We start from the raw sequence: 24,626 nt of genomic DNA on the forward strand, positions 1-24,626 counted from the left end.
ATCTTCACGCGATCGCACCCGGGGACAGGTACGACAGCGTGTCCCTCAAGGCGAAAACTCCCCGATTTCGCCCGACGAATGGCGGCACTGTGCGACCGACAGCGCCAGCGGCATGTGAATCACGCTCGCTATTTTTATGACGTGCGTCAAATAAAACGGGCGGACAAAATAGTTTTGCCGAAAATGCATATCGCTGCATGCGGCGGAGAATCCATTCCCCGCCATGAGTAAATAAATTCAGCTACTGGAGAGTTTCATCAGCACCAGGCCGGAAACGATCAGCGCTGCGGCCCCGATCCGCATCGGGCTGACCTGCTCACCCAGAAACACGATGCCGACCACGAACGCGCCGACCGCGCCGATGCCGGTCCAGATCGTGTAGGCAGTGCCCAACGGCAGGCTGCGCATGGCCACCGCCAGCAGCCAGAAGCTGGCGATCATGCCGATGATCGTGACCACGGTGGGGGTAAGCCTGGTGAAGCCTTCGGACTGCTTCATGGACACGGCCCAGACGATTTCCAGCAGGCCGGCAAACAACAGATAGATCCAGGCCATGACGGCCCTCCTCTTGGTAGGGCCAGGCCGTCCTGGTCATTGATTCCCGATGCGGGGGAGGTCGTTCCTCCTGGCCGGCATTCTAGCAACGGCGGCCAGCCCCGGCCGCCGTTGCCGGGAACGGGTTACAGCCGATTCAGTGCGTGAAGCTGGCGCCGATGTACCTGCCTGCGCTATAGTTGCGGTCTGCCATCGGCCAGCCGATGTGCAGTCCGGCTGTGGTCTCCGGCGCATCGCGCGCTGCTTCCCCTGATCCGTGAACCGGCCGCCTGCTGGGCGGCCAACGTCTCTATGGTGGCCCCGTCGGCCCCTCGCGACGCTAGGTCGAAAATCCCGCCAGGGCCGGAAGGCAGCAACGGTATCGATCGACGCGGGCGCCGAGGTCAGCCGGCGGGGCCATCGCCTTTTTGCGGCGACGCCCCGCCTCTGATAGATACCAAGCTTGGTTGGCGCCCCTTGCCGGGCATGGTCCGTTGCTACGGTGCCTCGGGCGTGCCCTGATGGAACACCATGCGCCACCGTTGCCCCTGCCGGCGCCACAGCGAGCTGCGCAGCACCCAGCGCTGCGCCTGCCCATCGACGTGATGGCGGCTGCGGTAGCGCACCTGGGCCAGACCGTCGGCCAACAACCACACCGCGTACCGTTCCGATTCGATCAGCACCTGCGCGCGCTCCAACGGGATCTCCTGCAACGCCGCATCACGGCCGTAGCATTGCCCGGAACTGCCGATCTCGCTGAAATCCTCGTCCAGCAGGGCCGCAAGGGACTCGCGATCACCCCGCACCTGCGGCGCATGCAGCGCGCGTTCCAGCGCCTCCAGTTCGGCGGCGAGCGCCACGTCGGCGTGCTGGCCAGCACCGCTCACGGCGGATCCTGCGCCAGCACGTGCGGTGCAGTGGGGGTGGCCAGCGGCACGCACTGCCCCGGCTGCGCCACGCGATGCCCCCGCGCGGCCAGCACCTGGCCATCGGCCACGCTCGCATAGTGGTAGAGCATCATCCGCGCCTGCAGTTCCGCGCTGTACTCGCGCTCCAGATCGTCCACGCCGGTATGCGACGGGTTGCCGTGCAGGCCGCAGTCGTGCGCGATCAGTTCGTTGTCATTGGCGAAGCGGGCCAGCATCTCCGGAACCGGCCGGGTATCACCGCTCCAGGTCAACGCGCCCTGCAGGCGCAGGCCATAGGCCGTCTCCGGCCAGTGGTGGCGCACCGGAAACACCTCCAGGCGCACCCCCTCATGCCAGAACGCCTCGCCCACCACGACCAGCTGGAAGGCATCCCAGAAGTTCGCCCCGCCCTCGGCCAGCACGTTCGGATAGTCACCGATACGCTTGTGCAGCAGCGGCACCACCGTGGCGGGCACGTACAGGCGCACCTTGCCGCGCCGGTGGGAATTGAAGAAGGTGTCGACGAACAGCCGCTCAAAGCCCGCCACGTGGTCCAGGTGCACATGGGTGACGAACAACGCCTGCGGCATGTGGCCGTAGTGCGCCTTGAATGCGGTCAGGCCTTCACCGCCACAGTCGATGGTCAGCCACGGACGCCCGTCCCGCTCGATCACCGACATGGGCGATCCCAGCTCGACCGCCGACGCATTGCCGACGCCGAGGAAACGCAACGACCAGTCCATCAGGTGCCCCGGTTCCAGGCCATGTCATAGGCGCGGCGCAGTCGCGCGTAGTCCTTCTGTACGTCTTCCATGCTGCGCTCGCCGCGCAGCTTGATCAGCGAGCGCAGCAGGCGCTTGAGGTTGCGTTCGCGCCAGCCGGTGGCCGGGATGCGGATCACCCCACGGTCGAAGTCGATCAGCCAGCCATGGCCACTGCCATCAAACAGGATGTTGTGCGCGTTGAGGTCGGCATGGTCCAGGCCGGCACGGTGGAAACGGGCGATCAGCCGTCCGGTCTCCTCCCAGGGGGCGCCCCGGCCGGTGACCAATGCCCGGTCGGCCAGCGAGCGCACGCCCTCGAGCCGCTCCATCAGGATCGCGGCCCGATAGCGAAGGCCCTCGCGCATGTAGAACGCAGCGATCGGCCGTGGCACCGGCAGCTTTTTCTCGCGCAGTGCGCGCATCAAGCGGAATTCAGCGAAGCTGCGGGTCCGGTCCGCGCCACGCCAGAGGTACTGGTCGTGGCTGATACGGGCCGCCATGCCGCCGCGCAGGTAATGGCGCAGCACGCTGGCACCGAACGGCGCATCGACGAACCAGGCGCTGCCGCGCCCGCCCTCGTCCACCGGCCGGGCCTTGCTGCCCCAGTGCTGGGGCGAGAACAGGCCGATCTCGGCTTGCCGCAGCCGCTCGCGGTCGAACAGAATGGCCCCGATGCCGCGACCCTCGCGGCATGGCGTCAGCGCTTCATTGGCGTCGAATGCGACCATTTCATTGAGTCTAACAACACATGGCATCAGCGTCCTCCTCCTTGTGCCTCCTGCGCTTGTCCGCACTTGGCGATGTCACCCACGTGGTGCCCCTCGTGCGCACCCTGCAGGCCGCACGCCCGGACACGCCGATCCACTGGATCATCGACAAGGCCGGCCACAAGCTGCTCGACGGCCTGCCCGGCGTCACCTTCCATGCCTACGACAAGAAAAGCGGCATGGCCGGGGTCAAGGAACTGCGCAGGCAGCTGCCGCCCGGGCGCTTCGAAGCGCTGCTGCAGATGCAGGTGGCGTTCCGCGCCAACCTGCTGTCGGCCTTCATTCCCGCAGAGCGTCGCATCGGCTACGACCGCAGCCGATCAAAGGATCTGCATGGCCTGTTCATCAACGAGCGCATCCCGGACCGCCCCGGCATCCATGTGCTGGACGCCATCGGCAGCTTCTGTGAACCCCTTGGCCTGCGCCAGACCGAGGTCAGCTGGGACCTGGCCGTACCGCAGTCCGCGTATGAGTGGGCCGCCGCGCAATGGCAGGACGATGGCCGACCGGTACTGATGATCTCACCCTGTTCCAGCCACGTGCGCCGCAACTGGTATGCAGACCGCTATGCAGCCGTGGCCAACCATGCCGCACAGCGCGGCTGGCGGGTGGTGCTGTGCGGTGGCCGCAGCGAACTGGAGCGCAGCATGGCCGATGCCATCCAGGCGCAGCTGCACACACCGGCGCTGGACCTGGTCGGCAAGGACACCTTGAAGCAGCTGCCGGCGCTGCTGGCCCGCGCCAATCTGGTGATGACTCCGGACTCGGGCCCGATGCACATCGCCAACGCGATGGGCGCCAAGGTACTGGGCCTGCATGCGGCCAGCAATCCGAACCGCAGCGGCCCCTATTCCGACCGCCGCTACTGCGTGGACCGCTACGATGATGCCGCGCGCAAGTACCTGGCCAAGCAGGCCGCGGATCTGAAGTGGGGCACCAAGATCGAGTTCGACGATGTGATGGAACTGATCACCGTCGACGACGGTATCGCCGCGTTCGAACGCTACGTCGCCGACCACCTGGGGTGAGCGGCAGACCCCATCCACGGATGGCGTGGATCCACTCTTTGGCCGGGATTACGCGCGCTGCGCGTAATCCTGGTAGGACTTCTCTTCCACGTACGCCGAACCCAGCGCCAGGTTGATCGCCTTCTTGATGCGCGCGCGTTCGTCGTTGCGCAGGTAGACGCTGCGCGCCAGGTCGATGAAACCCTGGTCGAACGCCTGCGCCTTCTCCTTCAGCCGGATGTCGTCCTCGATGTCCCACAGCTGCTCGTTGACCGCCTTCAGCTCGGCACGCAGCTTGGCGATGTCTTTCACCGCCGCCGGGTGCGCCATCCAGGTCTGCTCGAGCGCCGACAGCTCCTTGCGCACATTGGCCAGCTTGCTCTCGTCGCTGATGCGCTCGGACTTGATCTGCAGGATCGAGATCTTGTCCAGCAGCTCGCCGAATGAAACGGGGACGAGGATTTCAGCGGTCATGGGAAAAAGCTCCAGCAGGTGATGCAGGCAGTTTAACCCGCAGCTCGCGATGAAATGGGTACATCCACGCCATGCGTGGATGGTCCAGCTCGGCAGGAACAGCATCCACGCATGACGTGGATCTACGGATGCATCTGGAGGAACAAGCCCCTCTGTTGAGGGGCTGCCCCGACAGGGGCGGGGAGAGGCCGGCAAAGGGAGGGGCCCGAACGTTGCACGGCAACGTTTGGGGCGACGCGCCAGATCAGGACATGGTCACTACAGCGCAACTCGCGCTGTCCATCCACGCATGACGTGGATCTACGGATGCATCTGGAGAAACAAGCCCCTCTGTTGAGGGGCTGCCCCGACAGGGGCGGGGAGAGGCCGGCAAAGGGAGGGGCCCGAACGTTGCACGGCAACGTTTGGGGCGACGCGCAAAGCGCGTCGCGTCCCGCGCCAGATAAAGAAAAAGGGCCGCCTTTCGGCAGCCCTTTTTCTTTATCTGGCGGAGAGGGGGGGAGTCTCAGCCACACACTCCCCCGAAACCCTTGCCACGCTTGACTTGGCGCCCGAGGCACCCGCGCAAGGTGTCCAAGGAAGTGTCCACGATAGCAGTCCCCCGTATCATGGGAAAGCCCGCCCTGCCCGCAGGCCGGGGAGAACGAAGCCGTCAGCCAGCCGATGACGCTGCGCTAACCCCCCTCCTCCAGTCTCCGCTACGCACGTTACGATCAATCAGTATCTCAACACTTTGGGTCAGTTGATAATAGTCCTCATTGAAATCCGCAACACTCTTTTCGCAATGTGTGCAATACAAGCCATATGCAAAGTTTCCGGAGTAATAGTCATGATCCTTGCGCATCAGTATGCATTCGCATGATGGACACAGGGGTGTCAGACGCTCAATCTTCGCGTGACTTCCCCCAGTGTAAGTCCATTGCCAAGCAACTCCTCGAAAGTTGTCACGACAGTAACTCCGCCAAGTAATAGGTGGCTCATCTACTCCACGCCAACGCTCTATGGCCATTGCTACCAATGCGAAGGCTGCACTCAGTGTCGACAGCCACAGAACAATAAGTAGCCAATTGGGATGGGAAGATGACCGCACAAGCCATTTCGCCGCATCAAAGACGCCCACGCCGATCTTCGGCCACCAGCCTTGAATTGTTGCAATACCCGCTCCGGCGACTGCCAGAATTGCCCCCGCGATTACCGCGCTTCCGACAGGATCTTTCCAGACCTTTTTTATCACGCTCATTGGCACCCCCCGTTTGGGCGTATCTTACCAATCAGTCGGATGAAATCTCTCGCCCTACAGAACCCTTGGCACGCGCCGCGTCGCGTCCTTGTCCGACAGATCTCGACCTTTACGGAACGGAACAGGCACTGCCGGCACATTTGAGTTCTGTGGGGAAGCGGGCGCACCACGCACTAAAAGGTCACTGCGAACAACTTCGGCTCGCGCCAGCGCTCTCTGCATTCTACTTCGCTCTTGGTGCAACGCCTCCAAGGCTGGCAGATCAGCGGCTGCCCTCGCCTCCTCGTAGCGCTTCCGAGCCGCGCGCAGCGGAGCCCGCTGCTCTTCCAAGTCCGCAACCCAACGCTTGTGCGCAGGCCAGTAGCGCCATGGCTCAGGATTGGCCACCTTCCAATGGCGCAGCGAGGCTTCAACCGTCTCAACTTCGCGCTTGCGCCTCTCCCGCTCCCGGAACCGCCGCTGCTCCTCGTGCTCGTTGTCCGCCAACCAAGCCTGGCATCGAGCAATTTGTCTCTGCGCTTCTCTTAAGCGAATAGCATCAGCACTCGAAAACGCCGCCAGCAATGTCTCCGTTTCACGTTCTTGACGTCTAATCGATTGGCGTGCCTCCTCCTCTAAATCCAAACGCTCTTGCACAAGCACCAGTGCTTGCCGGGAGGTTGCATCTCCGTCGATGGTCAGCCGGACGCGCCCACCACCGGAACCGCCACCAACGGCTAGGTGTGCGGCTGGAACGCCGTGCAGCGACGCACCAGCACTTCTATGTCGCGGTTCATTGCCCCGCAGTGGACCACCACTGCGTTGTTCCCCCCATCGAGGCTTGAGAGTTGCAAGACGGTTGCCAACTGGCACTCGAAGCACCGGCTCGGCGCCATCGCTGTCAGATCGCAATCGACAAGTATCGACGTGATCTCGGGTGAGAGGGGGGCAAGCGCGTTGCTTGTTTGGTCGGGTTCGGGATTGGTGGCTTTTTCCATTATTACTCCTGATTTCGGTTTGGGTGTCGTTGGCAGCGGGCATCAAACGTCCTTCGTTGCGGGCTTTCTGCTCCCACATGTCCCACTTGCGCTGCGTGGCGGCGTTGCTGTTGCGAATGCGGGCATTGATGGCGCGCCGAGCGCGCCTCTGCCCCGGGGCGTGCCCCTCTTTAACCGTGGGCAGGCGATCTGTTTCTCGGGCTTTCGCCCAATCCCCTTGCTTTATGGCGTCTAGGTTCTGGTCTACCAGAGAACGGGCGTCCACGCGTTCGAAGTAGCCTCCACGCTCTAAATGCCGGTTCACGATCTGAGCGACTGCTGCGCGCAGCGCGGTAACTTCCTTCCTGCCCTGCTTGAAATCGTCGAGGACCTTGGACGCGTACGCGCCCAAGCCCTCTGCCCCAACCTGACGGGACGTGAAAAGAATATGGGCGTGGTGGTTGCGCTGGTCGCCCTCTTTATCCGGCGCGTGCAATGCAACTTGGGCGGCCACGTTATAGCGGTCCACCAGCATTTGCCCAATCCCAACCGCCAGTTCACGCCGCTGCGCGTCGCTCATTTCGTGTGGCAACGCCACAATCATCTCCCGGCCCACCCGCGCGTTCTTTCGCGTTTCAGTGGCCTCGGCCGCGTTCCACAGCATGCTGGGATCAGCAACCCAGGTCGGGGCACCGACCGGGGCCAGCATGTCCACCGACACCACGCCCTTCTTCCGGGTGTAGTCGTGTACGAGCCCCGTGGTGTCGTCCTCGATCCGAATGCCGGCCCGGTAGGCAGCGGCGGCGGTGACGCTGCTTCCTTGGCCCCGGCTGATGCTTTTGATCGAACAGTGATAAATGGCCATGACGCTTTTTCCCAAAAAACCCAACAAAGCCGCTTTTGGCTCCTTGGGGTGTCGGGGGCGGAGCCCCTGACCGCAGGTTTTCACCCGAAGGGGGAAAACATAACTGCGCTTTTAATAGGCCCTGTCGGACCTTTTCAAAGAACCCGCACTCAGAAGCGCGGCCTTTATTTATTTAAACAGGAAATCGGGACTTGTCGAATCCAATTTTTCTGTTTATCTGAGAGAACATCCAAATCAGGAAAATTTATGAAAAAGAAATCGTTGGAGGAGCGAGCAGCGGACGCCGACAAGCGCGCAAGGCAACTCAAGGCTCAGTTAAACCTAAAGAACAAGCGCGAGCGGACGCGGGAGGCCAATGCCCAGAAACGAGTACGATTGGCTCAGGCCGTGAATTGGACCCGCCAGAAGGACGCCCACCGCAAGATCGAACTTGGGGGTGTCGTGATCGCAGCGGGCGCCGATCAGATGGATCCGGCTGAATTGTGCGGACTTCTCTTGGTAGCCCTGCGCAACCTCACGCCGGACAGATTGCCTGCACTAAAGGAAATTGGAGTTTCACACTTCGAAGCCCGCGAAGCAGCGAGGGCCAAGAAATGAGCCAGCCCCTTTCTCAGGACCACTCTCTCACTCCCTATCAGTTGAGCATTATTAGATCCATCATCGAGCGTAACCATGCCCATTTTGTAAACCGCTACATGATGCACGCGGGCTGCATGTGGCCCGACGAACTCATGGATCAAATTGTCGCGTCGCTGCCCCCTTCCGCAGAAGGGGCCGGCGATGGCACAGCGCAAAAATCCACAGAACTCGGTCAGAGTTTTGGAGGCAAAAGGTAAAAGTAGCGCAGACACTCACAACCTATTCACAGTTGCGAGAATTTGGAATACGCTAGCCATTCGCCCGCTACCAACGCCCAGCCACACCCAAAGGACTTAGATGTGGACGTGACCTCCGCTGCCATCGCAACTATTGTTTCCGCAGCAACCTCTGCGTCTGTGACACTACTGATCGCAAAAAGCAATGCAAAGAAAAGTCTAGATGACCAACTAGACGGCCTTCTCAAGATTTCAATTCAGTACCCTTATTTGGAAAGCGACTCATACACGAGCACTTGGAACAGCAAGCATGATGGCGATGAGAAGCATGAGCGCTACGAGCATTACTGCACGCTACTATTCAATTATTTTTCACGAGTATGCAAATACCACAAATATAATAAGAAAAAAATCGAATCATATGTGGCGATAAAGACCTGGATTCGCTGCCACAAACTTTACTGGAAGGACCCAACCGACCCATACGGAACAAAGGATGAGTATGATCCCAAGTTCGTTGAAATCGTAAACTCTTACATTTAAGGAATTAAAAGGTGAAGCGAAAAGCGTTTCTAATCGCCAACAACGGCGACCTCAAGGGCACCATTTTAGATGTCGAACTAGTTCGATCATTCCTCACCTCGCCTCGTGGCGGCCATTGGCGTCAAGATGAAATTGATTATCTAATCAATCCATCAAAAGACGATCTCATTGTAAAGCTGGCCATGGCGAAGGTGGATAACTATGATTTTGTTATCGTTCACTTCAGCGGCCATGGCGGCCAAGCAGTTAACAGCCTTATTCTTGAGATCAACCCTAAAGAAGAGACTATTTCAAGCTCCATTCTTTTCAACCTAGCGAAGCGTCAGGTTTCAATCTTTGATTGCTGCCGGGTTGGCGACACTCCCGCACTTGAATCGCTTGCGTTTGACTCGGTCACTGAGGCGTATAAAGACACACGTGCGACGTACGACAGAATGATCATGAACGCCGCAGAGCAGCAGCTTAAGCTTTATGGCTGCGCTTCCAATGAAGTATCGTCCGAGGATGAAGATGGCGGCTACTACACACAGGCTCTGTTTAGAACAGCGATGAGCAGTTCCGAGCCGTTCCTCACCTTCAATAAGGCGCATGAGACGGCTGCCGCCCTGGTGCGCAGGCGATCCAATCTTACCCAGAATCCGGAGATCGTTTCAGGACGACACCTGAGTTCTCAAAATTTGGTTATGGCAGTCTCCTAAGCCTCCAATTGCCCCCGCCTTCATAGGCGGGGGCAAGCGAGATCAAACGCGCATAGCCCCATGTTTGAGCAGGAAGTTGCTGCCCCCGTTGATGGACAATTCTTTCATCGCCCCAATGATGAAGATCAGCCCAATCCCCATGAACGGCAGACCGATGATGCCCAACACCAGCAGGAACAGTGACCCAAACGGTTCCTTCTTCCAGCAATAGGTCTTCCCCTCAGGCGTTGTAACGCCGTAGATGAAGTTTCCTTCGACGTAGAGCGTTGTCGGGCCGTTCGTGTAGACCGCTTTTTCAAGAAACGTGTTGATCCCAGCAGGCGCGCGGAATTTCGAATAGACGTTGCCACCGATTTCGATCACCGAGTACTGGCGAACGCCGTTCGGCCCGAACTGCGCATCGCCCAACAATGTGAGTTCACCCGTAATTTTGTAGCCCATACCTGCTCCTTGGTGTGCGATTAGCCACGGTTGCCGCTGGGCTCAAAGCCAGCGATCCACATGCGGTAGTCATAGAAGATGGACGCGTGCGACAGGTCGTTGCCCTGCCCGTAGAAGCCCGAAACCCACGCCGCGTTGATGACGATTTCGCGCATTTTGTCGCGCATGGGCTTATCCACATCGACTTGGAACAGCAGTCGAGGCGGATTGGGGCCGAGCGTGCGACTGCCGCCCGTAGTGGGAACGGCACCGAAGCGCGGCTGCGCGTTCAACAGTCCGACGAACCCGATTGACCGGCCAAAGGTGCTGGTCTCCCCCAGGTCGTTGGCCTTGGTCAGTTTGGCGTCAGCGCAGGTCTTGAACGTCTCCTCCCGGGATGCCGTAGGACTGGTCCAGATCGTGGCCTTGACCGTCCAGCACGGCAGGTTCCGCCCGTATTCCACGAACGTGAGCGCCGCCCGGGGCCACTGCAAACGCCCTTGAATGGCTTGGTCGTGGTCTTCGTTGCGGAACAGCGTCGCAAACGTCTGCCCGCCACTGATCGGCGTGTACAGGCCCCCACCCCCTGCAAGGCTTCCGCCACCGTCGGGGTACTCGATACGAAGACCCAACTTGTCTTTCACGCCCTTGAGGAACGCTCCAATCCCACCGGGTTTGGGGCCATCACGTTCAGCAGCCGCCTGCGCAAACACGCTTGCAGTGAGCGGCAACAGGCACACCGCCAACAAAGTCCGTTTCATCTTCTGCCCCCTCTCGGGCCGTTGTGGAGACCCGAGTCTACGATAAACGCAGAGTTGTGCGCACAGCCGATGTGTCAGGTATTTCCTGACAGCCGTCAGTCAATCAGGGTTGGGCCCACCAGCCGTCGCAAACGGCGCAGAAGCCGATCCTTGCTGGGATCGTCCAATTTTGCGTACATGAGGATCAGTCGCGCCATGCGGTCGTCCTCGGCAAAGAAAAACGGCAGCGGCACGCCGAGCGTGTCAGCGATCTGTTTGGCGCTTTCAATGTCCGGGGTGTGATGCCCCTTCTCATAGCGGCTAATTCGAGGCGAGCCCACGCTTTGATCCAGTCCGATCATTTCGCCCAACTTGATCTGTGACAGCCCAGCCGCCAAGCGGGCCTGGCGCAATCGTGCCGCATAGATCGAGGAAGACATAGGCTGCGAGGGCTTTGCTAAGACAGCGACAAAGCATGCCCACCCAGTGGCTCGAAGAATACTACGATAAACGCAGAGTGGTCCATCAAGATGGTTGGAGCCTACTTCGCCCCTTGATGAGGGCCAAAGAAAAAACAATAAACCCCACTTGACAAACAAGCGAGGTTTATTATTTTGAATATATGGCCCCAAGGTTTTACCGACCTTGAGGCGAGTAAAGCAAAGCGCAATTTGCAATACCCAAGCGTTCGCTCCTGTTAATTCAACTTAGCGAAACATTGCAAAAAGTCAATTACCTTACCCGCCTCTATGTCGATCACCTGCAAGGCCTGCGGATACCGAACATACGTCCCGCCTTGTAGTGAGTGGTGAAAAACCCACGTGAGGAAGCACAAGGTCTAAGAATTGGAATTCTGAGAACACGGTCATAGGTATCGCCATTTTTCACCCCACTAGGGTGACAATGGCAACGCGCGCTAGACGGGCCTGAGCGCGGTCCAAGAGAAGAGCACGGCGCCTGTAGTCGTGTGGGGTGACTGGTGGCATGAACACCCCAGGCGTGGAAACACGTCAGGCCGATGTAAGTCCATCGGGACAGTATCTCAAGCACGTCAAACTTCTTTTTGGGTTTGCCTAGGGGCACCTATTACCCGCAGCGCGCCCGCAAACCGACGTTGTGCATAAGGCCGGTAGGCCCGAAGCAAAGCGAAGGTGACACGGCGGCGCCAGCCCGCAGTGTCGGCGGTGGGGGAGCGCCGCCAGGCGCGGGGGGAGGGGAACGCTCCCCTCCCCCGCTTGTCACGGCAGGCAAGTAAGCCAGCGCGGTTCAGCAACGGGGTACAGCGTGCATGCGGCCAGCCCGTAGGGGGGCGCTCGTCCCGCGAGGAGGCTTCAAAGCCAACCCCCTTCCGACGACGCCCCCACCCTTGGGGGCTGTCGGGTCTTTGTGGAGTATTCACACGCGGGGACAGAGCCCCGCACGCATCCGCGCCTTATTCAGGAGCAAACAGCGGGGCCAGCGCGGCGATATTTACCACCCCGGCTTCTGCCCAGTTCAACGCCGGAAAACATTGCGCGGACAGTACAGCCGGACAAATCTTCTTGCCGTACACGGCGGAATGGTCGTCATCAGTTTCCCGCCCGCCCTCATGCCCAACGTAGGCAACGCGGTACTCCTTCCCCACCAATGCGTCTTGCATCCGCTGGATGACGGTCTTGCGGAAACTGTGCAAGCCAATGCGCCCTTCCCCACGCGCGGAAATTTTCAGCGTTTCGCTCAGAAGATGACTGAACGCCTTCTGCGGTCCGTTGGCCGGGCCGTTCTTTGCGTCAAACGTGAGATTGGGGAACAACTTGCTTTCGCCCCTTCCCCGCAAACGCTCCACAAGCGCCCACAGGCCCAGTCCCAACAGGTCCGGATGAATTGGAATGACGCGTTCGCTTGCTTCGGTCTTTAGGCTCTTGTCTTGGCCCTCGGTGGTGATGTGGATGCACTTGACGCCATCCACCACTTTGAAATCCTCCAATTCCAACTGCGCGATCTCATTGCTGCGCGCCCCGGTGTACAACGCAATCACCGCCACCCAGCGCGACGACTGCCGCCGCATGGCCTTAAGCGCCGTGTAACTAAAAATCAACTTCAGTTGTGGCAGGTCGAAGGGCTGCCAGCCGGTCTTTTTGGATTGCAAGCGTTTGGCCTTCTTGCTGATTTTGATGTGACCTCGGGCAATGTTGTCGCCCTTAGGGTAGTAGCCCGCCGCCATGGCCCAGTCAAAGAACAACGACAGCCACCGCGTCTTGGTCTCAATGTAACTGTCCGCCAGCGGCTTACCGGTTCGCTCGGCGGGTGTCTGTTTGAGGTGGATAACCCACTCAGCGCAATCAGTCTTGGACAGGTCACCGAGCGCCACGCGCGCGGGAGAGCGCTTGCGCGTGGAGTTCTTCCACGCCACAAACGCCTGCACCGCTTCTAGTTTCTGGCCTGGAGTTTTGCGTGCCCCGCTGGTCAGGGTCTTGGCCCATTTTTCAACAGCCATCTCCAGCGCAATACGCTGGCTGGGAGCCAGAGGCGCACCGCCGACAGCAGTCACGCCATTGGCGTTCAAAAGACGGACGGCCTCGACGGCCGCTGCGTTGTCCTGCGCCGATCCGTCCGTTTTGACCGAGTAGCCATGGGGCCCAGCGACGACTTCAAAGTCGGCCCGCCCCTTCTGCGCGCTGCGCAGCAATTCGTCCACGCTCTTTGCCATATCGCCCCCTTGTGCAGCCACAGCATAGCGGGAGGCGAGCACAAGGGCTTGCAGATGCGCCACACGGGCGTCGCGCGTTCCGAGCGAGCGCTTCACCACCTTCAGGCCCAATGGGCCTTGGAAGCGCTTAGGGACCTTCCAGCGGAAGTGATACACGCCAGTGGATGAAACAACGAGATAGTTCGGCAATCGCATGAGTGTCCAAGCGAGTGCCCAAGAGCCCCAAAACAGAAACGCCCGCAAGTCATTGACTGGCGGGCGCTTCGTTCAATCTGGCGGAGAGGGGGGGATTCGAACCCCCGAGGCGCTATAAACGCCTGCCTGATTTCGAGTCAGGTACATTCAACCACTCTGCCACCTCTCCGGGTGGTCCCCGGCGGACCGGGGACGCGCATCATACGAGGAAGTGAGGCCGACGACAAGTCATTCCGGCCAACGAAGTGAAAATTTCCTGAGCGCATGCCTTGCCGGATGCGTGCAGCCACCCGATGATGCCTGTCTCCCCAGCAACACCCCGCCCCAGCCCCCATGATCGAATTCGGACACCTCACCCACCCCGGCATGCGCCGCGAGCTCAACGAGGACACCTACTACGGTGACAGCGAGCTGGCCCTGTGGCTGGTGGCCGATGGCATGGGCGGGCACGCCTGCGGCGAAGTGGCCAGCGCGCTGGCGCGCGAAACCATCGTGCGCGAAATCCGCCGCGGCGCGCCGCTGGCGCAGGCCATCCGCACCGCGGACGAAGAGATCATCCGCGCCTCGCGCCGTCGCAATGACACACTGCCGATGGGCACCACCGTGGTCGCTGCGCGCGTGCAGGGCAACCGCTATGAAGTGGCGTGGGTCGGCGACAGCCGCGCCTACCTTTGGCGCGACGGCCAACTGGCCCAGCTCAGCCAGGACCACAGCGTGGTGCAGGAACTGGTCGCGCAGGGCAACCTGACCGCCGAACAGGCGCGCGCGCATCCGCATCGCAACGTGGTCACCCAGGCACTGGGCGTGACCGATCCGGCGCATCTGAACGTGGCCACCACCAGTGGTGAGCTGCGCCCCGGCATGCAGCTGCTGCTATGCAGTGACGGCCTCACCGAGGAAGTGGACGACCGCGGCATCGCCCGCACCCTCGCCTTCGAGGATGCCAGCGCACAGGAATGCGTGGACACGTTGGTCGCGGCCGCGCTCGACGGCGGCGGGCGCGACAACATCAGCGTGATCCTGGTGCGCTGCCATTAACCGGTAGATCCACGCCATGCGTGGATACGGCACTGCCGGCCCGCGGCGCGCACCACCCCATCCCGGGCATTACGTGCTGGCGGGTTCTTCCACCTTCGGGCCATCCCACAGCGCGTGGCCAGCCTTCTTGCGCAGCCGCTCCAGTCGGGCGGCATGCGCTTCCAGTTCCGACGGCGTGGCCACCACGCGTGGGCGCGGCAGCAGCTTGCTGGTATCGAAGGCATGCAGCGCCGCACCGGCGCCACCGCCATCGTCATCGCCCAGGCCGAAACCGATTTCCTCCTGGCCCGAGGTCAGCGCGATATAGACATCGCCCAGGATCTGCGCATCGAGCAGGCCGCCATGCAGTGCACGGTGCGAGTTGTCCACGCCCAGCCGCTTGCACAGCGCATCCAGCGAATTGCGCTGGCCCGGGAAGCGCTCGCGCGCCATCACCAGGGTATCGATCACGGTGCAGCGGTCGGTGATCTTCCCGTACTGCGGCCCGAGCAGCGACAGCTCGTTGTCGAGGAAGCCGAGGTCGAACGCCGCGTTGTGGATGATCAGCTCGGCGCCATCGATGAAGGCCAGGAACTCGTCGGCGATCTGCGCGAAGTCCGGCTTGTCATCGAGGAATTCCAGGGTCAGGCCGGTGACTTCCTGCGCGCCCTGTTCGAACTCACAGTCGGGCTTGATGTACTGGTGATAGTTGTTGCCGGTCGGGCGGCGCTTGAACAGCTCCACGCAGCCGATTTCGACGATGCGGTTGCCCTTCTTCCACTCCAGGCCGGTGGTTTCGGTATCGAGGATGATCTGACGCATGGGCTCAGTTTACCGGGCTGGCGTCGCGGATCTGGATCGCCGCGTTGCGGGCCAGGGTGTCCACCCGCTCATTGTCCGGATCGCCGGAGTGGCCTTTCACCCACCGCCAGTCGATCTGATGCCGCAGCGTGGCCGCCTGCAGGCGCTCCCACAGCTCACGGTTCTTCACCGGATCGCCGCCGGCGGTCTTCCAGTTCTTGCGGATCCAGCCCGGCATCCACTGGGTCAGGCCCTGCCGCACGTACTGCGAATCGGTATAGAGCACGATGTTGCACGGCTCGGTCAGCGACTCCAGCCCGGAAATGGCCGCCATCAGTTCCATCCGGTTGTTGGTGGTGTGGGCCTCGCCACCGCTCAGTTCGCGCTCGTGGCCCTTGTAGCGCAGCAGCGCAGCCCAGCCGCCGGGGCCGGGATTGCCAAGGCAGGAACCGTCGGTGTGGATTTCGATGGTTTTCAATACAACTCCAGAATCAGGTAGCTACGGTGCCGTGCCAGCGCACCGGCAGCGGTTTCGGCCCAGGCAGGGCCAGCGTGCGTTTTTCCGCATGGAACAGGCAGGCCGCGCGCAGCGGCGCCCAGCCTGCGGGCCGGCGACTGCCCTCGCCGCGCCAGAGCGGGCCCAGGTAACGCATATCGTCGCACTCCAGCCCATGACGGCTGAGCAGCAGGCGGATCCGCTGCGGCGTGCGCACCACCAGCCCATGCTGGCGCCAGCGCGTGCGATACGGGCTGAACGGATTGAGGCTGCTCAGCCACAGATGGCCGCCCGGCATCAGAACGCGTTCGCACTCGTCGAGGAGCCGGTCAGCATCGGTCGCGGTGACATGCTGCAGCACGATCGCATTGACGCTTTCATTGGCCAGCGGCAATGGCAGCGCACAACGGGTGTCGCCGGCATAGCCCTGCCCCTGCCGGAACAGGCGCAGACCGCGCCCGCCCAGCTGTGCGTCGTCCAGCCAGGCCGCACTTGGTGCGATCCACAGCCAGGGCTGCGCCGGCAGCACCGACAGCTGCGGCAGCAGCAATTGCCGCTCCAGCACGCGCAAGGCCTCCGCCGGCTCAGTGTCGAACCACGGGGTCTGGCTCGCTTGACGGGTGCTCTGCAGCGCGGGCATGGTCCAATTCTATGCGACTGACCGCCCTGCCCGCATTTGCGGATAACTACATCTGGACGCTGATCGACAACGATGGCGCCGCCGTGGTCGTTGACCCCGGTGACGCCGCGCCGGTGCTCGCGCTGGCCGATCAGGGCCTGCACGTGGACACGATCCTGCTTACCCATCACCACGACGACCACATCGGTGGCGTGCCGGCATTGCAGGCACGTTTCCCCGGCGTGCGGGTTGTCGCGCCGGTCGAAGAACGCATTCCCACCGCAACCGAGCGGGTCGGCGAAGGTGAACGCGTTCAGGCACTGGGCCGGACGTTCCACGTACTATCCGTGCCCGGGCATACCCGCAGCCACATCGCGTTTCACACTGCTGAACATCTTTTCAGCGGAGATTCGTTGTTCAGCCTGGGCTGTGGACGCCTGTTCGAAGGTACGCCGTCCCAGCTGCTGGCATCGATGCGCAAGCTGGGTGCCCTGCCCGCGCAACTGCTGCTTTGTTGCGCTCATGAGTACACCGTGTCAAATGCCGTCTTCGCGCGGCATGTCGACCCCGCCAACGCTGCCTTGTGGCAGCGCCAAGAGGAGGCTTTGGCCATGCGCCGCGATGACCGTTCCACCCTGCCGGTAACCCTGGCCAACGAATTCGACTGCAATCCCTTCCTGCGTGTGCACGCGGCGCCTATCCGTGCGTCGGTGTCGGCACACCTGGGCCGTGACGTCGTGGACGACGTCGACGTGATGGCCGGTCTCCGGCACTGGAAAGACGGCTTCCGCGCATGATGCGCCGAAGTCTGCCGCTGGCCCTGGGCCTTGTCCTGGGGTTGGCCGGAACCGCGGGCGCGCAGTCGCTGGGCGCTGGGATCAGCCAGAACCTGACCGCCGCTGCGGCCCTGCCGCTGGACGCTTCAGCGCTGCCCGCCGCTTCGGTGCGCAACGGCCAGGAGATCTTCACCAGCTTCCGCGACGGCCTGGCCGAGCCCAGCTGCGATGCCGAGGCCACCAGCCCCCGCTGGCAGAAGCAGTTCGCCCACGCCCCCTCGCGCCTGGCCAACCAGGATGACGATGCGCTGGTGCTGTTCGGCTATGTGGTCGAAGAGCTGCGCAAGGCCAACCTGCCCACCGAATTCGCGCTCATTCCCTTCGTGGAAAGCGGCTATCGGCCCAATGCCCGCAACGGCAGCGGCCCGACCGGCCTGTGGCAGTTCATCGCCACCACCGCACGCAACCATCGCGTGCCGATGGCCAACGGCTACGACGGCCGCCTGTCGGCGGTTGATTCGACCCAGGCCGCGGTGCGCTACCTGAAGACCCTGCACGGCATGTTCGGCGGCGACTGGCGACTGGCCACCATGGCCTACAACGCCGGCGAGTACCGGGTGCTGCAGTCCATGCGCAAGGCCGGCATGAACGCGCAGAACGCCAAGCCCTCGGCATTGCCGGGCCTGTCGCCGGTCACTCATGCCTACGTCGAGAAGCTGCACGCCCTGGCCTGCGTGCTGGAAGACGTGGAAGACCAGCCGGGCGTGATGGCCTCGCTGGACCGCACCGTGCCGGTGCTGAAGGACCACACCCTGCCCGCGGGCACCAGCGTCCAGCAGTGGGCCGCACAGCGCGCCCTGGACCCGGCGAAGATCGCCCGCCTGAACCCGGCGTTGGCCTCGGGTGGCCGCGCCTCCGGCACCACCCGTGTGCTGGCCCCTGTCTCGGCTGCCAATGCGACGGTGGCGGACACTGCATCTGCCCTGGTCGCCAGCGCTGCGCCAGTCGCCACGGCGGCACCGACGCCACAGGTGGCCAAGACCGTGGCCGCGATCGCCGACCGTCCGCGCAGCCGCCGCCACACCGTGCGTGATGGCGAATCGGCCTGGACCATTGCCCGCCGCTACGGCATGCCGGTAAAGGCGCTGCTATCGCTGAACGGTCTGAGTGGCAGCAGCGTGCTGAAGCCGGGCGCGGTACTGCGCGTCGAAGACTGACGCGCAGGCCAAGTGCCTCCCGTGTAGAGCCGAGCCCATGCTCGGCTTTTTCATGTCTGCGCCCGGCAGATGCAGTCGAGCACGGCTCGACTCTACAAAAGGCGGTCGAGCAAGCTCGACCACTACCAAAGCTCAAGCGCGCCACAAACGAGGCGAACGCACAAAAAAAGGCCCGGCATTGCCGGGCCTTTTTCGTACCTGCAGCCGGTGGGCTTACAGGTTCGCTTCGGTGGTCTGGACCACGAACTTCTTGCGCATCGCGTCGATGTAGGCCTTGGCCGCAGCCATGCCGTCGATCTGGCTCAGCTGGTCCTTCAGCTGCTTCTGCTGCTCGGCGGTCACTTCCTTGATGTCGCCCGGGTTGACCTTGTTCACCGCGAACAGCAGCGCGTGACCGTTGACGTCGACCTTGCCGTAGCTCGGCTTGCCCTCGGCCGGGACCGGTGCGCTGAAGATCGCGCGGTTGATTTCCGGGGTCGGCACCGGCTGGCTGCGCGGCAGGCCCGGCATCGGGCTCACCTGCAGCTTCTCGCTGGCGGCCAGCGACTGCAGGGTGGCACCCGCCTTCAGCTTGGCCAGCACGGCGTCGGCGGCCTTGTCGCTGGCCTGACGCTGGCGGTCGGCGCGGATCGCGGCGATCACCTGCTCACGCGCCTTGTCCAGCGGCATCGCCTGCTCCGGGGTATGCGCGGCCACGCGGATGACCACGCTGTGGTTGGTGGCACCGCCCAGGGCGATCGGGTCGCTGGCGGTACCGTCCTGCACCAGCACTTCAGAGAAGGCCGCACGCAGCACGGCCGGGTCAGTGGCAATACCGCTGGCGGTGGCACGGGTGATCGGGCCCAGGGTCTGCAGCGGCAGGTTCACTTCCTTGGCGGCAGCGGCCAGGTCGCTCGGGCTCTTGTTGATGGCATCGACCAGACGGCCGGCCAGCTCGTTGAAGCCACGCTCGCCGTCGGCCTTCAGCTGCTCTGCGGCCAGCGTGTCACGCACTTCCTCGAACGACTTGCCTTCGCCACCACGCACCGCGGCGACCTTGATGATGTGGTAGCCGAAGTCGGTCTTCACCGGACCGATCACGTCACCCGCCTTGGCGGCGAACAGAGCGTCCTCGAACGGCTTGACCATCGCGCCACGCTCGACCCAGCCCAGATCACCGCCCTGGTTCTTCGAACCCGGGTCTTCCGAGTTGGCCTTGGCCAGCGCCGCGAAGTCGGCACCCGCCGCCTTGGCTTCGGCAGCGATCTTGTTCGCCTTGGCTTCAGCGCCGTCACCGGTGATCAGGATATGGGCAGCCTGGCGCTGTTCCGGCGAGGTGAACTTCGCCTTCTCGTCTTCATAGCGCTTGCGCAGGGTCGCTTCGTCAGCCGCGGTCGGTGCCGGCAGGTTGGCGCCGTTGATCTCGACGTACTCCAGCGACACGCTCTCGGCCTGACGGAAATCCTTGCTGTGGCTGTCGTACCACTGCTTGATCTGCGCGTCGGTGACCGGCGCGGTATCAGCCGGCACTTCCGGCAGCGCAGCCAGTTCGACGTCACGGGTTTCGCCCAGCAGCTTCAGCAGACGCTCGGTCTCGGACTGGGTGACAAAGCCGGAGTTCTGCAGGCCCGACGGGATCACCGACTGCTGCAGGCTCTCGCGCACCAGCTCCTGGAACTGGGTCGGGGTGCGCGGCGGATTGCCACCGGCCAGGGCCAGGCGGTAGTTGTTCTCGTTGAACTTGCCATTCGAATCGAGGAAGGCGGGGATGGTGGCGATGTACTCACGCACCGCGCCATCGCCGACCACGACACCGGCCTGCTCGCCGACCAGGCGCACGACCTGTTCGTCGATCAGCTGGTCGAGCACGGCCAGCTTGTTTTCAGTGCTTTCGAACGCGCGCGGGTCGAAGTTCTCACCCTGCTGCTGGCGCTCACGCATGCGCTCCTGCTCGAAACGGGTGCGGAAATCCTGCGCGCTGATCTCGTGGTGCTGCCACAGCATGCGCACCGGCCACCACGACGGCGCCGAACGCCACCAGGTCGGCGGCGCGGAAACCTTGGCCACGTTCTGTGCGCCAACGCCACCGAGGTAGCTGTTGTCGATCACGAACAGGAACGGAATCATCAGCAGCCCCAGGATCACGGTGACGATCCAGCCTGAGGTCTTGTCGCGGAGTTTCTGCAGCATGGTGAGAATCACAAGGCCTGATTGGCGAGCCCGGCAGTGTAACCCGCTTCGCCGCAGGGACCAAAAGCAGCACCGGCGCGGCCTGCGCCGATCTTCGCGGACCTGCGCCATCAGCACATCGGCAGGCCTGCGGCACGGCACAAAGAAAAAGCCCCCGGCTTGCGCCGAGGGCTTTTAGAGTTGGCGGAGCGGACGGGACTCGAACCCGCGACCTCCGGCGTGACAGGCCAGCATTCTAACCAGCTGAACTACCGCTCCGCGCTTGAACTTTGCAGGCGCCCAGTATATCCGAAGACTCTCTGGAAACCCAGCCCGATGAACACTTTTTTCAAAGTTTTTTCACAGGGACTTAAGAATTCTGCAATGGCGGAGCGGACGGGACTCGAACCCGCGACCTCCGGCGTGACAGGCCAGCATTCTAACCAGCTGAACTACCGCTCCGTTCTTGCAAAAACCTGTTCGTCTTCTTTCCGAACCCGTCGGTGAGAAGACAAGGCCCCCAGCTTTCGGCCGGGGGCCTCGATGTAATGGCGGAGCGGACGGGACTCGAACCCGCGACCTCCGGCGTGACAGGCCAGCATTCTAACCAGCTGAACTACCGCTCCGCATTGTTACCTTTTTGCTTTCAGCCGGCCTGGACCGGGAAGAAAACAAAGCCTCCAGCTTTTGGCCGGAGGCCTCGTTGAATGGCGGAGCGGACGGGACTCGAACCCGCGACCTCCGGCGTGACAGGCCAGCATTCTAACCAGCTGAACTACCGCTCCACACTCAAACTTTTACCGCGGTGCTGTGGTGGGTGCTGAGGGTTTCGAACCCCCGACCCTCTCCGTGTAAAGGAGACGCTCTACCGCTGAGCTAAGCACCCCAGCGAGCCGCTTAGTTTACAGCATCCTTCAGGGCCTTACCAGCCTTGAACGACGGATTCTTCGAAGCAGCGATCTTGATGGTGTCGCCGGTCTTCGGGTTGCGGCCGGTGCGTGCAGCACGGTCGCGGACCTGGAAGGTACCGAAGCCAACCAGGGTGACCGCATCGCCGTCCTTCAGCGCCTTGGTGACGGCAGCAACGACGGCATCGACGGCGCGGCTGGACTCGGCCTTGGTCAGGTCTGCAGCTTCAGCAACGGCATCGATCAATTCGGTCTTGTTCATTCTCTACAACTCCTTTGGCGGTGGGTTCCGCTTATTCGACAGGGAAGCAACCGCATGCCTTCTGCATGCGGCCGCCATGTGGAAACGGTTCGCCGATTCAGTCATCGCTGACAGCGATCACTCATTCGCGAGTGCTGCTTTTATACCAGCGGCCCTACCCCCACGCAAGGTGAAAAGCCAGCAACGACGCGGGTTTCGGGCCATTGGACAGCGCGCGTCAATGCTTGACGCGCGCGCTTCCACTCGGTTTTGCCTTGCTGCGCACCGTGACGCGCTGCGCACTCTTGCGCGCCTTCTTCGGTGCCAGCGGACGCTCCAGCGCCAGGTCGAGGACTTCTTCGATGTACTTCACCGGCACGATCTTCAGATCGCGGGTGACATTTGCCGGAATGTCGGCGAGATCCTTGCGGTTCTCTTCCGGGATGATGACCGTGCGGATGCCGCCGCGCAGTGCGGCCAGCAGCTTCTCCTTCAAGCCACCGATGGCGGTGACACGACCGCGCAGGGTGATTTCGCCGGTCATGGCCACATCGGCACGCACCGGCACCTTGGTCAGCATCGACACCAGCGAAGTGACCATCGCCGCGCCGGCACTCGGGCCATCCTTCGGGGTGGCACCATCGGGCACGTGCAGGTGCACGTCGTGCTTCTGCAGGAAGTCGCTGTCGATGCCGAAGCCGACCGCGCGCGAACGCACCACCGACAGCGCCGCCGATGCCGATTCCTTCATCACGTTGCCGAGCTGGCCGGTCAGGATCAGCTGGCCCTTGCCCGGCACCAGCGTCGATTCGATCTGCAACAGGTCGCCACCGACTTCGGTCCAGGCCAGGCCGGTAACCAGACCGATCTCGTTCTCTTCCTCGGCACGGCCGAAGTCGAAACGACGCACGCCCAGGTACTTGTCCAGGTTCTTGCTGGACACGCTCACCAGCGCCTTCTTCTTCGCACCCTTCTTCGCCTTCGCCGCCGGCTGCGGGCCGGCCAGCGCGATCTCCTTCACCACCTTGCGGCAGATCTTGGCGATCTCGCGTTCCAGGTTGCGCACGCCCGATTCGCGCGTGTAGTAGCGCACGATGTCCTGGATCGCATCACTGCCGATCTCCAGTTCTTCCGGCTGCAGGCCGTTGGCCTTGATCTGCTTCGGCACCAGGTAACGGGTGGCGATGTTGAGCTTCTCATCCTCGGTGTAGCCAGGGATGCGGATCACTTCCATGCGGTCCAGCAGCGGGCCCGGAATGTTGAGCGAGTTCGAGGTGGCCACGAACATCACTTCGGACAGGTCCAGGTCCACTTCCAGGTAGTGGTCGTTGAACGCGTTGTTCTGCTCCGGATCGAGCACTTCCAGCAGCGCCGAAGACGGATCGCCACGGAAGTCCATCGACATCTTGTCGATCTCGTCCAGCACGAACAGCGGGTTCTTGCTGCCGACCTTGTTGAGGTTCTGCACGATGCGGCCCGGCATCGAACCGACATAGGTACGGCGGTGGCCACGGATCTCGGCCTCGTCGCGCACGCCGCCCAGCGACATGCGCACGAACTTGCGGTTGGTGGCCTTGGCGATGGACTGGCCCAGCGAAGTCTTGCCCACGCCCGGCGGTCCGACCAGGCACAGGATCGGGCCCTTCATCTGCTTCACGCGCGACTGCACCGCCAGGTATTCAAGGATGCGTTCCTTGACCTTCTCCAGGCCGTAGTGATCGGCATCGAGGGTGTCCTGCGCGACCTTCAGGTCCTTGCGCACCTTGCTGCGCTTCTTCCACGGCACGCCCAGCAACCACTCCAGGTAGTTGCGCACGACCGCCGCTTCGGCCGACATCGGCGACATCTGCTTGAGCTTGTTCAGTTCGTTGCGCGCCTTGGCTTCAACGGCCTTCGGCATGCCGGCTTCGGCGATCTTGCGGGCCAGCTCTTCCAGCTCGCCCGGCGCGTCGTCCAGGTCACCCAGTTCCTTCTGGATGGCCTTCATCTGTTCGTTGAGGTAGTACTCGCGCTGGCTCTTCTCCATCTGCGACTTCACGCGGCCGCGGATGCGCTTCTCCATCTGCTGCACGTCGATCTCGCCATCGACCAGGCCGACCAGCATCTCCAGGCGGTCGCCCACGGCCAGCGTTTCCAGCAGGCGCTGCTTGTCAGCCAGGCGCACGCTGATGTGCGCGGCGATGGTGTCGGCCAGGCGCGCCGGCTCATCGATGCCCGACAGCGTCTGCAGCAGCTCCGGCGGCAGCTTGCGGTTGGTCTTCACGTACTGCTCGAACAGCGACATCAGCGAGCGGGCGATCGCCTCGACCTCACGTGCTTCGCGCTCGTCGGTGGCGTCGATCTCCACGGCCTGGCCGTGCAGCGAGCCGTTACGCTCGTCGACGTGGGTGACCTGTACGCGCGACAGGCCTTCGACCAGCACCTTGATGGTGCCGTCGGGCAGCTTCAGCAGCTGCAGCACCTGCGCCAGCGTACCGACCTGGTAGAGGTCGGCCGCATGCGGGTCATCGGTCTCGGCCGACTTCTGCGCCAGCAGCAGGATGCGCTTGTCCGATTCCATTGCCTGTTCGAGCGCGTGCATGGACTTGTCACGGCCGACGAACAGCGGGATGACCATGTGCGGGAACACCACTACGTCGCGCAGCGGCAGGACCGGCAGGTCGAGGGTTTCACTTGGGGAACGGGCCATGGGGGCTCCAGGGAAGGGGAAAACCGCCTCCGGGAGGGCATCTTCCGGAGACAAAAAAAGCCGATGGCCCCGTTATGGGGCCATCGGCTTTCAGATGCA

The 24,626-nt window shown here is 62.5% G+C and carries 24 protein-coding genes, 6 tRNA genes and 1 other RNA gene; 9 read left to right on the plus strand and 22 right to left on the minus strand.

The features are described from left to right. Nucleotides 1-237 precede the first annotated feature (237 nt). Nucleotides 238-555 carry a quaternary ammonium compound efflux SMR transporter SugE gene (sugE, locus tag HLA98_RS03850; protein ID WP_049444051.1) on the minus strand — a complete coding sequence of 106 codons (318 nt, stop codon included), beginning with the start codon at nucleotides 553-555 and terminating at the stop codon, nucleotides 238-240. A 300-nt stretch (nucleotides 556-855) separates the two neighbouring features. Between sugE and ffs the strand changes: the two genes are divergently transcribed. Continuing rightward, an RNA gene (ffs, locus tag HLA98_RS03855) (signal recognition particle sRNA small type) lies at nucleotides 856-952 on the plus strand. A gap of 79 nt (nucleotides 953-1,031) precedes the next feature. Here ffs and HLA98_RS03860 read toward each other — a convergent pair. Genes HLA98_RS03860 through HLA98_RS03870 form a run of 3 tightly spaced genes read right to left on the minus strand, consistent with a single transcriptional unit; the run spans nucleotide 1,032 to nucleotide 2,934 of the window. Beyond that, nucleotides 1,032-1,421 (minus strand): nuclear transport factor 2 family protein, encoded by a 390-nt coding sequence (locus HLA98_RS03860; protein ID WP_057501953.1) that lies wholly within the window; start codon nucleotides 1,419-1,421, stop codon nucleotides 1,032-1,034. Further along, complete coding sequence (locus HLA98_RS03865; protein ID WP_057501954.1) at nucleotides 1,418-2,185, minus strand: MBL fold metallo-hydrolase; 768 nt, start codon at nucleotides 2,183-2,185, stop codon at nucleotides 1,418-1,420. The genes HLA98_RS03860 and HLA98_RS03865 overlap by 4 nt, the downstream gene beginning before the upstream one ends. Further along, on the minus strand, nucleotides 2,185-2,934 hold the full coding sequence (locus tag HLA98_RS03870) for a 3-deoxy-D-manno-octulosonic acid kinase (RefSeq protein ID WP_049444045.1): 750 nt from the start codon (nucleotides 2,932-2,934) through the stop codon (nucleotides 2,185-2,187). The genes HLA98_RS03865 and HLA98_RS03870 overlap by 1 nt, the downstream gene beginning before the upstream one ends. A 20-nt stretch (nucleotides 2,935-2,954) precedes the next feature. On the opposite strand from HLA98_RS03870, the gene HLA98_RS03875 reads away from it, so the two are divergent. Then, nucleotides 2,955-4,001, plus strand: coding sequence for a glycosyltransferase family 9 protein (locus HLA98_RS03875; protein ID WP_049444043.1), 1,047 nt, complete (start codon nucleotides 2,955-2,957; stop codon nucleotides 3,999-4,001). 48 nt (nucleotides 4,002-4,049) lie between these two features. Here the strand turns inward: HLA98_RS03875 and HLA98_RS03880 are convergent, their stop codons facing one another. Continuing rightward, nucleotides 4,050-4,454: a DUF6165 family protein gene (locus HLA98_RS03880; RefSeq protein WP_057501955.1), complete on the minus strand. Its 405-nt coding sequence runs from the start codon at nucleotides 4,452-4,454 to the stop codon at nucleotides 4,050-4,052. Between the two features lie 1,294 nt (nucleotides 4,455-5,748). Next, on the minus strand, nucleotides 5,749-7,515 hold the full coding sequence (gene mobQ, locus HLA98_RS03885) for a MobQ family relaxase (protein WP_170272454.1): 1,767 nt from the start codon (nucleotides 7,513-7,515) through the stop codon (nucleotides 5,749-5,751). A gap of 246 nt (nucleotides 7,516-7,761) precedes the next feature. Here mobQ and HLA98_RS03890 point away from each other — a divergent pair, with 246 nt between their 5' ends. The 4 genes from HLA98_RS03890 to HLA98_RS03905 all read left to right on the plus strand — a co-directional run bounded on the left by HLA98_RS03890 (nucleotide 7,762) and on the right by HLA98_RS03905 (nucleotide 9,571). Then, nucleotides 7,762-8,112, plus strand: coding sequence for a conjugal transfer protein TraD (locus HLA98_RS03890; protein ID WP_057499984.1), 351 nt, complete (start codon nucleotides 7,762-7,764; stop codon nucleotides 8,110-8,112). Further along, a complete protein-coding gene (locus HLA98_RS03895) occupies nucleotides 8,109-8,351 on the plus strand; it encodes a hypothetical protein (protein WP_057499983.1) in 243 nt (80 codons plus the stop codon). The genes HLA98_RS03890 and HLA98_RS03895 overlap by 4 nt, the downstream gene beginning before the upstream one ends. A 102-nt stretch (nucleotides 8,352-8,453) precedes the next feature. After that, entirely contained in the window at nucleotides 8,454-8,873 is a 420-nt protein-coding gene (locus tag HLA98_RS03900) for a hypothetical protein (RefSeq protein ID WP_129550568.1), read from the plus strand. A gap of 11 nt (nucleotides 8,874-8,884) precedes the next feature. Next, a complete protein-coding gene (locus HLA98_RS03905; protein ID WP_057499982.1) occupies nucleotides 8,885-9,571 on the plus strand; it encodes a caspase family protein in 687 nt (228 codons plus the stop codon). A 42-nt stretch (nucleotides 9,572-9,613) separates the two neighbouring features. On the opposite strand, the gene HLA98_RS03910 is transcribed toward HLA98_RS03905, so the two are convergent. From HLA98_RS03910 to HLA98_RS03930, 5 genes are all read right to left on the minus strand, one after another. Continuing rightward, nucleotides 9,614-10,012 (minus strand): hypothetical protein, encoded by a 399-nt coding sequence (locus HLA98_RS03910; RefSeq protein WP_057499981.1) that lies wholly within the window; start codon nucleotides 10,010-10,012, stop codon nucleotides 9,614-9,616. 20 nt (nucleotides 10,013-10,032) lie between these two features. Next, nucleotides 10,033-10,752 (minus strand): hypothetical protein, encoded by a 720-nt coding sequence (locus tag HLA98_RS03915; RefSeq protein WP_080392855.1) that lies wholly within the window; start codon nucleotides 10,750-10,752, stop codon nucleotides 10,033-10,035. 95 nt (nucleotides 10,753-10,847) lie between these two features. Continuing rightward, nucleotides 10,848-11,171, minus strand: a complete 324-nt coding sequence (locus HLA98_RS03920) for a helix-turn-helix domain-containing protein (protein WP_032969282.1) — start codon at nucleotides 11,169-11,171, stop codon at nucleotides 10,848-10,850. 992 nt (nucleotides 11,172-12,163) lie between these two features. Continuing rightward, entirely contained in the window at nucleotides 12,164-13,615 is a 1,452-nt protein-coding gene (locus HLA98_RS03925; protein ID WP_129550569.1) for a site-specific integrase, read from the minus strand. 78 nt (nucleotides 13,616-13,693) lie between these two features. Beyond that, nucleotides 13,694-13,784, minus strand: a tRNA-Ser gene (locus tag HLA98_RS03930). 164 nt (nucleotides 13,785-13,948) lie between these two features. Here HLA98_RS03930 and HLA98_RS03935 point away from each other — a divergent pair. Further along, the gene (locus HLA98_RS03935; RefSeq protein ID WP_005408277.1) at nucleotides 13,949-14,653 is read left to right on the plus strand and encodes a PP2C family protein-serine/threonine phosphatase; all 705 of its coding nucleotides are present in this window, start codon (nucleotides 13,949-13,951) and stop codon (nucleotides 14,651-14,653) included. A 69-nt stretch (nucleotides 14,654-14,722) separates the two neighbouring features. Here the strand turns inward: HLA98_RS03935 and dnaQ are convergent, their stop codons facing one another. Genes dnaQ through HLA98_RS03950 form a run of 3 tightly spaced genes read right to left on the minus strand, consistent with a single transcriptional unit; the run spans nucleotide 14,723 to nucleotide 16,569 of the window. Continuing rightward, nucleotides 14,723-15,454: a DNA polymerase III subunit epsilon gene (dnaQ, locus tag HLA98_RS03940; RefSeq protein ID WP_057499978.1), complete on the minus strand. Its 732-nt coding sequence runs from the start codon at nucleotides 15,452-15,454 to the stop codon at nucleotides 14,723-14,725. Between the two features lie 4 nt (nucleotides 15,455-15,458). Beyond that, nucleotides 15,459-15,911 carry a ribonuclease HI gene (rnhA, locus tag HLA98_RS03945; RefSeq protein WP_032129326.1) on the minus strand — a complete coding sequence of 151 codons (453 nt, stop codon included), beginning with the start codon at nucleotides 15,909-15,911 and terminating at the stop codon, nucleotides 15,459-15,461. A gap of 13 nt (nucleotides 15,912-15,924) precedes the next feature. Continuing rightward, the gene (locus tag HLA98_RS03950; protein WP_057499977.1) at nucleotides 15,925-16,569 is read right to left on the minus strand and encodes a methyltransferase domain-containing protein; all 645 of its coding nucleotides are present in this window, start codon (nucleotides 16,567-16,569) and stop codon (nucleotides 15,925-15,927) included. Between the two features lie 11 nt (nucleotides 16,570-16,580). Between HLA98_RS03950 and gloB the strand changes: the two genes are divergently transcribed. Together gloB and HLA98_RS03960 are read left to right on the plus strand one after the other, a co-directional pair. Beyond that, entirely contained in the window at nucleotides 16,581-17,345 is a 765-nt protein-coding gene (gloB, locus tag HLA98_RS03955; RefSeq protein WP_057499976.1) for a hydroxyacylglutathione hydrolase, read from the plus strand. Beyond that, nucleotides 17,342-18,541, plus strand: a complete 1,200-nt coding sequence (locus tag HLA98_RS03960) for a lytic transglycosylase domain-containing protein (protein ID WP_057499975.1) — start codon at nucleotides 17,342-17,344, stop codon at nucleotides 18,539-18,541. Before gloB ends, HLA98_RS03960 begins: the two co-directional genes overlap by 4 nt. 213 nt (nucleotides 18,542-18,754) lie before the next feature. Here the strand turns inward: HLA98_RS03960 and HLA98_RS03965 are convergent, their stop codons facing one another. From HLA98_RS03965 to lon, 8 genes are all read right to left on the minus strand, one after another. After that, nucleotides 18,755-20,710 (minus strand): peptidyl-prolyl cis-trans isomerase, encoded by a 1,956-nt coding sequence (locus tag HLA98_RS03965; RefSeq protein WP_057499974.1) that lies wholly within the window; start codon nucleotides 20,708-20,710, stop codon nucleotides 18,755-18,757. A gap of 181 nt (nucleotides 20,711-20,891) precedes the next feature. Next, nucleotides 20,892-20,968 (minus strand) — tRNA-Asp (locus HLA98_RS03970). Between the two features lie 106 nt (nucleotides 20,969-21,074). Beyond that, nucleotides 21,075-21,151: transfer RNA gene (locus HLA98_RS03975), tRNA-Asp, on the minus strand. A gap of 87 nt (nucleotides 21,152-21,238) precedes the next feature. Then, nucleotides 21,239-21,315: transfer RNA gene (locus HLA98_RS03980), tRNA-Asp, on the minus strand. Nucleotides 21,316-21,397: 82 nt separating this feature from the next. Then, nucleotides 21,398-21,474: transfer RNA gene (locus tag HLA98_RS03985), tRNA-Asp, on the minus strand. A gap of 26 nt (nucleotides 21,475-21,500) precedes the next feature. Then, a tRNA-Val gene (locus tag HLA98_RS03990) sits at nucleotides 21,501-21,575 on the minus strand. Nucleotides 21,576-21,586: 11 nt separating this feature from the next. Next, on the minus strand, nucleotides 21,587-21,859 hold the full coding sequence (locus HLA98_RS03995; RefSeq protein ID WP_004146343.1) for a non-specific DNA-binding protein Hbs: 273 nt from the start codon (nucleotides 21,857-21,859) through the stop codon (nucleotides 21,587-21,589). A gap of 217 nt (nucleotides 21,860-22,076) precedes the next feature. Then, complete coding sequence (gene lon / locus HLA98_RS04000; RefSeq protein ID WP_049448003.1) at nucleotides 22,077-24,527, minus strand: endopeptidase La; 2,451 nt, start codon at nucleotides 24,525-24,527, stop codon at nucleotides 22,077-22,079. Nucleotides 24,528-24,626 lie beyond the last annotated feature (99 nt).

This window comes from Stenotrophomonas africana, from assembly GCF_013004645.1.
GTDB classification, from domain to species: Bacteria; Pseudomonadota; Gammaproteobacteria; order Xanthomonadales; family Xanthomonadaceae; genus Stenotrophomonas; species Stenotrophomonas africana.

Coding starts and splice junctions, on each gene's coding strand:
- sugE (WP_049444051.1), bottom strand. CDS start 555: ATGGCCTGGATCTATCTGTTGTTTGCCGGCCTGCTGGAAATCGTCTGG.
- HLA98_RS03865 (WP_057501954.1), bottom strand. CDS start 2,185: ATGGACTGGTCGTTGCGTTTCCTCGGCGTCGGCAATGCGTCGGCGGTC.
- HLA98_RS03870 (WP_049444045.1), bottom strand. CDS start 2,934: ATGGTCGCATTCGACGCCAATGAAGCGCTGACGCCATGCCGCGAGGGT.
- HLA98_RS03875 (WP_049444043.1), top strand. CDS start 2,955: ATGGCATCAGCGTCCTCCTCCTTGTGCCTCCTGCGCTTGTCCGCACTT.
- HLA98_RS03880 (WP_057501955.1), bottom strand. CDS start 4,454: ATGACCGCTGAAATCCTCGTCCCCGTTTCATTCGGCGAGCTGCTGGAC.
- mobQ (WP_170272454.1), bottom strand. CDS start 7,515: ATGGCCATTTATCACTGTTCGATCAAAAGCATCAGCCGGGGCCAAGGA.
- HLA98_RS03890 (WP_057499984.1), top strand. CDS start 7,762: ATGAAAAAGAAATCGTTGGAGGAGCGAGCAGCGGACGCCGACAAGCGC.
- HLA98_RS03895 (WP_057499983.1), top strand. CDS start 8,109: ATGAGCCAGCCCCTTTCTCAGGACCACTCTCTCACTCCCTATCAGTTG.
- HLA98_RS03910 (WP_057499981.1), bottom strand. CDS start 10,012: ATGGGCTACAAAATTACGGGTGAACTCACATTGTTGGGCGATGCGCAG.
- HLA98_RS03915 (WP_080392855.1), bottom strand. CDS start 10,752: ATGAAACGGACTTTGTTGGCGGTGTGCCTGTTGCCGCTCACTGCAAGC.
- HLA98_RS03920 (WP_032969282.1), bottom strand. CDS start 11,171: ATGTCTTCCTCGATCTATGCGGCACGATTGCGCCAGGCCCGCTTGGCG.
- HLA98_RS03925 (WP_129550569.1), bottom strand. CDS start 13,615: ATGCGATTGCCGAACTATCTCGTTGTTTCATCCACTGGCGTGTATCAC.
- HLA98_RS03935 (WP_005408277.1), top strand. CDS start 13,949: ATGATCGAATTCGGACACCTCACCCACCCCGGCATGCGCCGCGAGCTC.
- dnaQ (WP_057499978.1), bottom strand. CDS start 15,454: ATGCGTCAGATCATCCTCGATACCGAAACCACCGGCCTGGAGTGGAAG.
- HLA98_RS03950 (WP_057499977.1), bottom strand. CDS start 16,569: ATGCCCGCGCTGCAGAGCACCCGTCAAGCGAGCCAGACCCCGTGGTTC.
- gloB (WP_057499976.1), top strand. CDS start 16,581: ATGCGACTGACCGCCCTGCCCGCATTTGCGGATAACTACATCTGGACG.
- HLA98_RS03960 (WP_057499975.1), top strand. CDS start 17,342: ATGATGCGCCGAAGTCTGCCGCTGGCCCTGGGCCTTGTCCTGGGGTTG.
- HLA98_RS03965 (WP_057499974.1), bottom strand. CDS start 20,710: ATGCTGCAGAAACTCCGCGACAAGACCTCAGGCTGGATCGTCACCGTG.
- HLA98_RS03995 (WP_004146343.1), bottom strand. CDS start 21,859: ATGAACAAGACCGAATTGATCGATGCCGTTGCTGAAGCTGCAGACCTG.
- lon (WP_049448003.1), bottom strand. CDS start 24,527: ATGGCCCGTTCCCCAAGTGAAACCCTCGACCTGCCGGTCCTGCCGCTG.